8 protein-coding genes are annotated in these 10,508 nt (G+C 47.7%); 5 read left to right on the forward strand and 3 right to left on the reverse strand.

Annotated elements, in window-relative coordinates; genetic code table 11:
* Positions 1 to 55 precede the first annotated feature (55 nt).
* The 4 genes from rnr (at position 56) to ABF463_RS12400 (ending at position 5,662) form a co-directional block, all read left to right on the forward strand.
* A complete protein-coding gene (rnr, locus tag ABF463_RS12385; RefSeq protein ID WP_415533982.1) occupies positions 56 to 2,155 on the forward strand; it encodes a ribonuclease R in 2,100 nt (699 codons plus the stop codon).
* A 349-nt stretch (positions 2,156 to 2,504) separates the two neighbouring features.
* Positions 2,505 to 3,905 carry an MATE family efflux transporter gene (locus ABF463_RS12390; protein ID WP_415533984.1) on the forward strand — a complete coding sequence of 467 codons (1,401 nt, stop codon included), beginning with the start codon at positions 2,505 to 2,507 and terminating at the stop codon, positions 3,903 to 3,905.
* 119 nt (positions 3,906 to 4,024) lie between these two features.
* Positions 4,025 to 4,639, forward strand: coding sequence for a TetR/AcrR family transcriptional regulator (locus ABF463_RS12395; RefSeq protein ID WP_415533986.1), 615 nt, complete (start codon positions 4,025 to 4,027; stop codon positions 4,637 to 4,639).
* A 534-nt stretch (positions 4,640 to 5,173) separates the two neighbouring features.
* On the forward strand, positions 5,174 to 5,662 hold the full coding sequence (locus ABF463_RS12400) for a YcxB family protein (RefSeq protein ID WP_415533988.1): 489 nt from the start codon (positions 5,174 to 5,176) through the stop codon (positions 5,660 to 5,662).
* Between the two features lie 290 nt (positions 5,663 to 5,952).
* On the opposite strand, the gene ABF463_RS12405 is transcribed toward ABF463_RS12400, so the two are convergent.
* The 3 genes from ABF463_RS12405 to ABF463_RS12415 form a co-directional block, all read right to left on the reverse strand.
* Positions 5,953 to 7,107 (reverse strand): Gfo/Idh/MocA family protein, encoded by a 1,155-nt coding sequence (locus ABF463_RS12405; RefSeq protein ID WP_415533990.1) that lies wholly within the window; start codon positions 7,105 to 7,107, stop codon positions 5,953 to 5,955.
* 14 nt (positions 7,108 to 7,121) lie between these two features.
* Positions 7,122 to 8,111, reverse strand: a complete 990-nt coding sequence (locus ABF463_RS12410; RefSeq protein ID WP_415533992.1) for a sugar phosphate isomerase/epimerase family protein — start codon at positions 8,109 to 8,111, stop codon at positions 7,122 to 7,124.
* A gap of 212 nt (positions 8,112 to 8,323) precedes the next feature.
* Entirely contained in the window at positions 8,324 to 8,905 is a 582-nt protein-coding gene (locus ABF463_RS12415) for a DUF1097 domain-containing protein (RefSeq protein WP_415533994.1), read from the reverse strand.
* 586 nt (positions 8,906 to 9,491) lie between these two features.
* On the opposite strand from ABF463_RS12415, the gene ABF463_RS12420 reads away from it, so the two are divergent.
* Positions 9,492 to 10,364: a LuxR C-terminal-related transcriptional regulator gene (locus ABF463_RS12420; protein WP_415533996.1), complete on the forward strand. Its 873-nt coding sequence runs from the start codon at positions 9,492 to 9,494 to the stop codon at positions 10,362 to 10,364.
* Positions 10,365 to 10,508 lie beyond the last annotated feature (144 nt).

A 10,508-nucleotide genomic window follows, 5' to 3' on the forward strand; every position in this document is an offset into this window, starting at 1 on the left:
TTTATTATGAAAAATGATTGATTGGTATAAAACAGTTTACGGGAGATTAAAAGGAATGAGCATTACCAAAATAAAAGAGCGCGTGCTGCAGTTTATCAAAACTGACGGATACCGCCCCATGCAGATCAATGAACTTGGCACGGCATTTTCATTGCCGGAAAGTGCGCGCCCGGCATTTTTACGACTTTTGCAGCAGATGGAGCGGGAGGGTACTCTGACCATTTCCCGATCCCAAAAGGTAGAAGCCCGCGTGATTGAAACAATGCCGGCCACTATTATGAATATGTCTAAGCGCGGCGGATTTGCACAGCTTGCGGATCAATCCACTGATGTATATATCGACAAATCTCACTTGATGGGCGCTATGCCTACTGATGAGGTGGAAGTTCATATTCTGCGGCAGACCGACCGCCTGCCTGAAGGCGAAGTGACGCGCATCGTCAAGCGCAACTTCGTGGAGTTTACCGGTACCTTTTACCGGGAGGGCGGACGGGGGCTCGTGCTGCCGGATTTTGGATTTAAAGAGCGTATTGAAGTTGACCCGGCCGATTTAAAAACACTGGGTGAGCATGAAAAAGTCATGGCCCAGATGGTACGGTATCCCTCTGTGGCTGACAATGGGCAAGTGCATGTGCTGATGAGCTACGGTTCTGCCGACAGCGGTGCCGCGTGCTGTCAGGCTGTGCTGGATCGCCGCCACGCACGCCAGTCGTTTCCCGATGAAGTGCTGGCCGAGGCCAATGCTATCCCAACCACATGTGACCCTGCGGGACGACTCGATCTGCGGGACAGTATCATTCTTACTGTCGACAGCGCACATTCCAAAGATTTGGATGATGCCATTTCGATTGAAAAGCTGGAGGATGGCTACCGGCTGGGTGTGCATATCGCTGATGTGTCGCATTATGTGCAGCCCGGTACTGCATTGAATGAAGAGGCTTTTGAGCGGGGCACCTCCATCTATTTTGGCAACCGCGTCATCCCCATGCTGCCGGAGGCACTCTCCAACGGCATTTGTTCGCTAAATCCCCGAGAAGACCGGCTGGCGTTCACTGTATTCATTGACGTGGATGCGGCAGGTGATATGCAGGGATATACATTGCATAAGAGCATCATCCGCTCCTATGTCAAGGGCGTTTATGATGAGATTAATGAGATCTATGCCGCAACGGCAAGTAAAGATCTTCTCGAAAAATATAAGGATGCGCTGCCATCCATCACGCTTATGCGGGAGTTGGCAGAACGGTTGCAGGAAGCGCGCAAGCGCCGGGGCGCTATTGATTTTGATTCGGATGACTGTGAAGTTGTCTTTAACGAGCAAGGCGTGGCAGTGGATATCGTCCGTCGCACACGTGGTATTTCGGAGCGCATGATTGAGGAATTTATGCTGTTGGCCAATGAGGCAGTCGCCACTTTTGCCAGTGAGAAAAAATTGCCGTTTGTCTATCGCGTACATGAGGAGCCGGATGCACTCAAACTTGAGAACTTCGCGGCGTCCCTTGCAGCGGTAGGCATCAACAATCGCAAGATCCGGCCAGGTCTTGCACCCGGTGATCTTGCCGAAGTGCTGCACCAGATTGAGGGGACGCCGAAGGAGCGCGCACTCAACCAGATGGCACTGCGCACGATGGCAAAGGCGAAATATTGGCCTGAATGCCTGGGGCATTTTGGATTGGCGCTGAAATATTACAGCCAGTTTACTTCACCGATTCGTCGGTATCCCGATTTGTCTATTCATCGCATCCTTTCAGAGTTGCTGGAGAAAACGGCTACGCCGGAGGAAATCTCTAACCGGTATGAGAGTTTTGTAACCGAAGCGTCGGAGCAGTCCAGCGAGAGGGAAGTCAACGCGATGCAGATCGAGTGGGACTGTGACGATATCTATAAGGCCGAGTACATGCTCCAACACGTGGGTGGCACATTCCCAGGCACCATCACGGGCGTCAAATCCTACGGGTTCTATGTGGAGCTGGAGAATACCGTCGAGGGACTTGTGCGGGTGGAGACACTTAAGGGCTGGTTTGATTACGACGAGAAAAACATGCAGCTTTTCTGCACGGCTAATGGACGGCGCTATTCTATCGGCGATTCCGTAAATGTGCTTGCCACACGGGTGGAAGTTGCATTGGGGCAGGTCGATTTCGAGTTGGCATAATCGGTTGGCATAAATAATCCGGCTTTAGCACGCAGACGCGTGCCCCTATAGCAATTCCAGTTAAGAATGCGGGTACTCGCCTTCTCAATTGGAATTGCTATAGGCGGGATGATTTTGTTCTTGACAGCGTATATGATCCATGCTATATTGTTATCGTTGATAGCTATTCACGATAACTTAAAATAGCCTGCGCAGGCAAACCAAATGCTCGCGACATCTACATACTGCTTTGAAATAGAAAAGCAGTTAGAACGCCTATTTTGTTAGTATAATCTAACCGTTGAGCTCCCGGATGCATGGGTTGAATATGCATTGTGCGCAATCATAAGCGGAAAAACTGGAGGAAATAATGAACGAAGCATCGGAGGCTTTACGCGACCGGGGTCAAAATCAAATCTTATGCGATAATTTATGGAAAGTGATGGTGCGGCTTTCGTGGCCCGCAATTGTGGCCATGGTTTTATATGGCTTGAATGCAGTGTTAGCCGGTATTTTCGTTGGCCGGTATGTGGGCGAGGATGCAATGGCGGGCGTTTCCGTCGCCTATCCACTTAGTCAGATCAGTGTAGCGCTGGGGTCGCTCATCGGCACAGGCGCCGGAGCGGTTCTGAGCATTGCCATCGGTCGGAAAGATACGCGGACACAACAACGCTTAATGGGAAATGTGCATTATCTCACCATTCTTTGCACGATCCTTTATATGGTGATTGCGCTGCTGTTCTCGCACCAACTGGTGGAAATGATGGGCGGCACCGGTCCATCGCTCGCCTTGGGTGAACAATATTACCGTGTGACGGTATACGGCGCTTTCTTCTGGATTTATGGGTTGGCCGCCAATATGATCGTGCGTGCGGAGGGTAAGATGAAATCCGCTGCGCTCATGATGGCAATCGGACTTTTGGCAGATGTCGGTTCCAATTTTCTGCTGGTGGTCCACCTGCATTGGGGCGTGGTCGGTGCCGGAATTGCCAACAATATTGGTATGGCCGTCTATACCGTGATTGGTCTTCTGTATTTCGGCAGAGGGTTTGCCTCCTTTAAAACCCGAATGTTGGCGGTGTTTCGCGATAAAGACATTGTAAAGTCAACTCTTGGACTTGGGATATCTGCGTTCATTATGACCATTATGAATTTGCTGCAGGCTGTTTTGGTGTTCAACGCGTTGAAACAATATGGCACGTTGCTGGACACTGCATTTTATGGTGTGGTTTACCGCATTTTCACATTCCTGCTTACCCCGATCTTCGGTTTGATGCGCGCATTGCAGCCGGTTGCCGGCATCAATTATGGAGCCAAACAGTACCAACGGGTCATCAAATCTTATTGGGTATTTACGGCGGCTGCCATTGTGCTTACCCTGCCGTTCTGGCTTTTGTCCATGATTTCGCCTGATCCGGTTTTAAATCTGATGCTGCCGAATCAGCATTTTGCAGCCGCACAACTGCTACAATTCCGTATCTATATGGCGATCTTACCCGTTTTGTCCATCATTTTCACGGCGATGACCTTTTTTCCTTCCATCAATAAGGGGAAACCGGCCGCCATCCTTGGAATTGCCCGGCAATTGGTTTTCTATGTTCCTGTCATGCTGTTCCTCCCTCGGTTTATCGGAGTATCCGGTATCTATTTCGGGTCATTTGCTATTGACAGTGTCATGATCGTGTGGACATTTGTTCTGATTCTGAAAGAAGTTCGCAACCTGCACAGTATGGAACAGAATCGGCAGAAAGTGACCGTCTTAACCGTTTGACTCTCTGTTGCCAGAGAACTTGTGCTAGCGAATTTCTCTGTGATGACTTGACATTGTCGATGTTGCGTATTACGATGCTATCATCGATAACTATCAACCATTGCGTAGAGGGAACCGCCATGCCAAAAGATAAAAGTGAAAATCATGCACGTATCATACCAGCCGCGAGAGCGGAATTTCTGAAAAAAGGGTTTGAAAAAGCATCCATGCGGTCTATCGCGGCGGCGGTGGGCTTGACATCCGCCGCGCTCTACCGGCATTTTGCCGACAAGGAAGAGATGTTTGCCGCGTTGGTGGAACCTGCGTTGAAAGCGTTCGCTGAGAAAGCGGAAGCGATCAAGCAGAGGGACTATGCATTGCTGGACAATGGAAATCTTGATGTGATGTGGGGGGACGACGCCGATCTGCCCCTGTTCCTAGACGTAATCTACGCCCATTTTGATGCATTTAAGCTGCTGGTCTGTTGCGCGGAGGGCACCCGGTATGGGCATTTTGTACACGATTTTGTTATGATGGAGCAACAAGAAACAGAAGACTATCTGGCAGAAGCACGCAGGCACGGTATTCCGGTCAAGGACATCCTGCCACAGGAGCTGCACCTGCTGCTCAGCGCGTATGCCTCTGCTATCTTTGAAGTGGTTGTCCACGATTTTACCCAAGAAGATGCCGCACACTATCTGAAAACGCTGCAAACCTTCTTTTATCCCGGCTGGCGGGCCGTTTTAGGGCTGTAAGGAACATTCCGGTAACGGGTAAAAACTCAAGATTGCAGGAAAAAGGACGCCCCCATTCTACATTTCAACTCACAGAGGCCACTCGGACCTACCAGTAGCCATGCGGTGTGCCCCGGGACGCGTACAAGCCTTTATCCATTAGATCTTTGTCGAGGTGCGGAATATATTTCGTGAGCGCCAAATAAACCATCTCCCAAATGGACCCACATGCTAATATACTTGATCGCCCAGAGCATATAAGAACCTGTACTCAATAAACGACCAAAGCTGCCGATATAATCAATAGGAATATCTTGGAGGTGCAAGATGGGATATTCAAGCGACTTAACAGACAGCCAATGGGAGAAAATCCGTGACTTCTTTGAAGGCGAAAATAGGGTGAAGCATCTGTGTGGCTGATCTCGCGCTTGAGATCGGAAGGCTGAGATAATTGGTGCTTGATTTTTGACATTGCATCCTCCTTGGAAATCTGGTAAAATCTTCATGTTAAACAAAACATACTATTTTACAAAAGATGAAAAGGGAGAACTGAAAATGGAATTGCGATACAGATTAACAGAGCATGACATAAGAGATTACTTCTATAAGCTGAAAAAGAAAGCATATTTAGCTGGAGTAATTATTGGAGGAGTGGTCGTCTTTGCTATCATTTTTTCTCTACTTCAAGAATACTTGCCAGACACATGGCCTATTATTATTGGCATGACAGTCGTTTTTACGGTGGCCTTGCATTTCCTGTACAAGTTGTTAAATGCAATTTCCGTTAAGGCATTGGTAAAAAAATTGGGGAAAGAGTTTTTTGATTCCGTCCAGACCGTTTCTTTATTGGATGATGGCGTTTTAGAACATTGCGATTTGCAAGAAGCCAAAACACCCTACAGCAAAATTAAAAAGGTGGAAGAAACATCCGAATATCTCACAATCAAAGCGAATATACCATTGCTATTTATCCCAATCAAAAATATCCTGAACCCCGAGGACAAAAGCGACTTTATTACGGAGTTGAAGTCCAGAATGCATTAGCATTGATGCAAACGCATTACCCAAATGTCCGCCTCCTTCTGAAACATTAATTATTTTTGATTAACGGGTTGTGTCGCATGTGACTGCCATCAAAGCCTGCGCGGTGACGGAGTTTGGGCAGAATCCGGGGCAGACCCGAAAAAAGGATTGCCAGCGTCTTTTAGGCGCTGGCGATCCTTTTGTGACTGTATAGGTTTTTGGTAAGCTGTGTTTTGCCTTTTGTTGCTTATGCTGCTTGATCATGAGGGTAGGTTTCTGCTTTTTAAGCAATGCGGCCGTCAACGCAAACCTTACGGTTCGACGGAAACCCAGCGACTATCATTTTTTCCACTTTCCACTGCGGCGTGGATGAAGCGCACGCCGCTGATGCCGCTTTCGATGCGAGGAAAGTCCAGATCGTCCGCGTCAAGAGGGATTCCAGCATTCTTTTTCGCCAATGCGCCCGCAAATGTTTTATAGATGTTGGCAATTGCCTCGAAATATCCTTCCGGATGTCCCGATGGCAGGCGGTTTAATGCTGCCGCTCTCCCGGTCACATAACCAGCCCCTCTGGAATAGAGCTGCGGGGGCTGTCCTTTGCGGGTAACGCGCAGGTCGTTAGGATATTCCTGCCTCCACTCCAGGGCGCCTTTTGTGCCAAAAATACGCACCGAAAGATCGTTCATATGGCCAATCGCTACCTGCGAGCAGGCGTAAACGCCACTTGCTCCGTTGTCATAGTCCACTAGAATATCGGCGTTCAGTTCCAAAGGATGGCCAAAAGTCTGAAGTTTCGCGCTGATACGTTTTATGGTTAGTCCAGTGATGTAGTGCACCATGCTTTCAATATGTGTACCGATGTCGCCGATACAATTGGAGATGCCGGCGACTTTAGGGTTTGTTCTCCAGCCGGAAAGCTTAATGGTATCGGATTGCTCACCAAGTTCGTCGATCAGCCACTCCTGCAAATATTCCCCGGAAACACCCACGATATCCCCAATTTCGCCATCGGCGATGAACTGTTTTGCCAGCTTGATCATGGCATTGCCGGTATAAGCATAATCAACTGCGAAGAGCAGCCCTTTTTCTTTCGCAAGCGCCTGCAATTCCAAAGCTTGGTCCACTTCAAAACAGAGCGGTTTTTCGCACATCACGTGGATGCCGTGCAACAGAAATTCTTTGGCGACTTCGTAATGCATGAAATTGGGTGTGACAATGGCTACGAAGTCGATTTTATCATCTCGTTGGCTTTCTTTTTGTGCCATTTCTTTGTAGTCTTTATAGACCCGGCTGCGATCTAGATGATACCGTTCTGCAGTTTCGGTATTTTCACTTTCGATTGGGCTGAAACAGCCGGCAAACAATTCGGCCGACTGATCAAACCCGATAGCAATTCGGTGCACACCGCCGATAAATGCATTCAGATGTCCGCCCACCATGCCATATCGAATGATTCGTTTTTCCATTGTATTTCCTCCAATCAGCTTTTCAGCGCGTCGTCGAATTTTACATTCGAAGGTTCAAAATCCACTTTGCGTACGAATTCCGCCGCTTGTGCACCACCGAATTCACGCTCCATGCCACTGTCTTCCCATTCTACAGATAGTGGCCCTTGGTATCCATATCGGTTGAGTACCCGAATGATTTCCTCAAAGTTAACGTGGCCGTGACCGAGGGAACGAAAGTTCCAGCCGCGCCGCAAGTCTCCGAAATCGATATGGGAACCAAGCAGGCCGGTGCGACCGTCTAACGTCACAGCAGCATCCTTCATATGAATATGGTACACCCGGTCGATGAAATCATTCAGAAACAGGTGAGGCGTGATGCCCTGCCAGAGCAGATGGCTGGGGTCAAAATTGATGCCGAATTCTTTGTAGTCTGCAAATTTCTCCAGTGTTTTTTGTGTGGAATAATAGTCAAAGGCAATCTCTGCCGGATGGACTTCCAATGCGAACTTCACACCGTTTTCTCGGAATACATCCAGAATCGGCGTCCATAGACGGACAATCTCATCGTATCCTTGTTCTACCAGCTCCGCCGGCGTCTGTGGAAACGAATAAATATACCGCCAAATCGGTGATCCAGTGAAGCCGGTTACCACGTCCGCACCCAGTTTGCGGGCGGCCACCGCACAATTTTTCATCTCTTGGATGGCCCATGCGCGGATCTCTTCGGGTTTGTTGGCATATGCCTCCGGCACGAAATGATTCAGACGCACATCTGGAAGATCACCTACACACTGGCCAATGATGTGCGCACCCAATGCCTTGCATTGTAATCTGTATTTTTTCAGTGTCTCCCGAATATATGAGACGTAGTCGTCATCCTCGGCCGCTTTCGCAGCGTTTAGGTGGTTACCCCAGCAGGCAAGTTCCAGACCATCGTATCCCATTTTTTGCGCCGTCCGACACATGGTTTCAAAGTCTAAATCTGCCCATTGCCCGGTAAACAAGGTTACCAATCTGCCCATAGATACATTCCTCCCAATTTCAACGGAAACCATTAGAACACAACGGCTTCCTGTAAATAAGCTGTCGTCAGGTACAGCCTTTTGTTCCTACTGTACAGAATAATACAAAAGTGCGTGTTGGATAAGTCCTGTAAAGTATCAGAACAGTCCTAACGCAGAGTTAGTATTTTCGCATGTTTTTTAAGGACAGCTAATGAATAGAATCGGTTGCATTAGATTCTTGAGTCCTTGGCGGAGGGACTGATGGGTACAGCGTGATTTTTTTCCGCCTGCTTTTCACTTGCCGCAAATGCTCGAAGCTGTATGGTCAGCCATCCGGCCACAAACCCAACCAAAACGTAAAATAATTCAGCCAGTCCTGCGCGGGTGTAACCGAAAAAGTCAAATGAGGGAATGGCTCCGGAGGCCGAGAGAGAAAAATAGAGACCGGTGCCCACAAACACAGCTGAAACGTTGTTAAAGGGTTTTACGCTTTCCATCAGCATCATCGGAATTACCAGGATGACGACCGCCAGCGGCACTGCATACCACGGTGTGAAGCCGAATGCTAGCGACAGGACAAACATCAAAATCGCGGCGATAATTCCGGCAATCATCGAGGAAAATGCTTTTAGCGCAGCTTTAGGGCTTGCGCCCACTAGAAAATAGACGGCCCATGCGCAAAAAGAAATGTACGTGAAGGGTGTCTTTGATCCTTTGATGATGAATCCGTTGATATTCCATGTAAATAGTGTTACCAGCCCGGCCAGGAAAGCCGTCACAACGGCATACAAGAAAAGCCTGCGGAATTTCATGAATCGTTCCTCCTCATCGTTGCAAGCAATTTTGTCAAATAAATTGCTCTTGTTTGTTCCGGACAGACATCTTATAGGCTGTGCCTGCATCCCTCCGGGCCTGTCGGATGTTTTTTCTCTAAAACTTGCACGCAGATAAAAGAGATAGGTCGCGTGCAAACGCAGCTCTGCAAAAGAGCATACAACCGGCGGTTATTTAATGGGACGGATGCGGATTAATGCCAGTATAAGACAGCACTGTGAACATGGCAATTCAAACAAAATACCCGTAATATACTAATGATAAATTAGTATATTTTTGGTCTAGAAAATAGCATTTGTGCAATCGGGTATGCCGAAAACCGTACTGTATGTAAAATGTGTTCTGCGCGTGTGCGGTAGGTTTTTGCATAATAAACATAATAAATCAACAATATTGCATATGATTTTATAATATATTGACAAACGTTATAGTGCAAATTATAATGAAGGCAAGATTAAGGCTTTTCCGAGCAACCAGTGCGTATGTCGCGTGGAACAACGGGAGTGTTCCGCCTATTGAATGGTATCTTATTTCTCTGCATAGTGCCGTGGGAGGAGAATAACGATGGGTTCCGCTGCCAATCAAGAGTATACATGGGTATTTACACCTGAATTATGTAAGCTGGTCTTGTCACAACAGGATGCTGACTCCGTTCCCCCGCAGGAACTATTTCAGGCTATTTTGGACAGCATACAGGATGGTGTCAGTGTGTTGAGTCGAACTTTGACCATCCAATATGTCAACAATGCAATGAAGCACTGGTATAACCAAGACGTTATTGTGACCGGCAAAAAGTGTTACAAACTGTTCCATGATTGCCCGTCCCCTTGTGAAAACTGTCCCAGTATCCGAGCAATAGAGAACAGAAAACCAGAATCGGAGTTGGTTTGTTTCCAGAAAGCAAGGGGGCAGACGACAGGATGGCAACAGCTGTTTTCCGTTCCAGTTATGGATGTAAACGGTGAAGTCATCTTGATAATCGAATATGTGCGGGATGTGACGGATCGAAAGAGCGCCGAAATGCAGTTTGAAAATCTGGAGAATCAGAATGAAGTCTTATTGGCTGCATTGCACCAGCACGGCCAGGACAAAGAAAATCTGGAAGAGACCATTGTCTCGAACGTAGAGCGATTTATCAAGCCTTCCCTAAATTATTTGAAAAAACTGGTCAATGGGAAGGATGTGGATATGGTCAACCAATTGATTGATGAAATTGTGAACACGTTAACCCAAAAGCGCCCCACGGCCATCGGCACGCTGACACCGCGGGAACTTCAGGTGGCCAAACTGATTAAAGGCGGCTCTACCAGCAAGGAGATTGCCGATCAGCTCTATATCTCCAAGAAAGCAGTGGATTATCATCGTACAAATATACGCAAGAAACTGCAGCTGGCACACGACAATAATCTGCAAATCTATCTGGATGCGCATTTATAAATGGGGAATTGATTGAACGCGGCGTAAGTACCGTGTTTTTTTATTTAGTGGATACCTACAAGTAAATAAACAGAGATTTTTGGTTCGACTGCGTGTGGGCAATAGTACTAATTTTAACTTAGTACTATATCGGTATTTTATGTG

Source organism: Ethanoligenens sp., assembly GCF_047718355.1.
Classification (GTDB): Bacteria; Bacillota; Clostridia; order Oscillospirales; family Ethanoligenentaceae; genus Ethanoligenens.

Bases quoted from the DNA above. Each gene is read 5' to 3' on its own strand.
- rnr (WP_415533982.1), top strand. From the start codon at position 56: ATGAGCATTACCAAAATAAAAGAGCGCGTGCTGCAGTTTATCAAAACT.
- ABF463_RS12390 (WP_415533984.1), top strand. From the start codon at position 2,505: ATGAACGAAGCATCGGAGGCTTTACGCGACCGGGGTCAAAATCAAATC.
- ABF463_RS12400 (WP_415533988.1), top strand. From the start codon at position 5,174: ATGGAATTGCGATACAGATTAACAGAGCATGACATAAGAGATTACTTC.
- ABF463_RS12415 (WP_415533994.1), bottom strand. From the start codon at position 8,905: ATGAAATTCCGCAGGCTTTTCTTGTATGCCGTTGTGACGGCTTTCCTG.
- ABF463_RS12420 (WP_415533996.1), top strand. From the start codon at position 9,492: ATGGGTTCCGCTGCCAATCAAGAGTATACATGGGTATTTACACCTGAA.
- ABF463_RS12410 (WP_415533992.1), bottom strand. From the start codon at position 8,111: ATGGGCAGATTGGTAACCTTGTTTACCGGGCAATGGGCAGATTTAGAC.
- ABF463_RS12405 (WP_415533990.1), bottom strand. From the start codon at position 7,107: ATGGAAAAACGAATCATTCGATATGGCATGGTGGGCGGACATCTGAAT.
- ABF463_RS12395 (WP_415533986.1), top strand. From the start codon at position 4,025: ATGCCAAAAGATAAAAGTGAAAATCATGCACGTATCATACCAGCCGCG.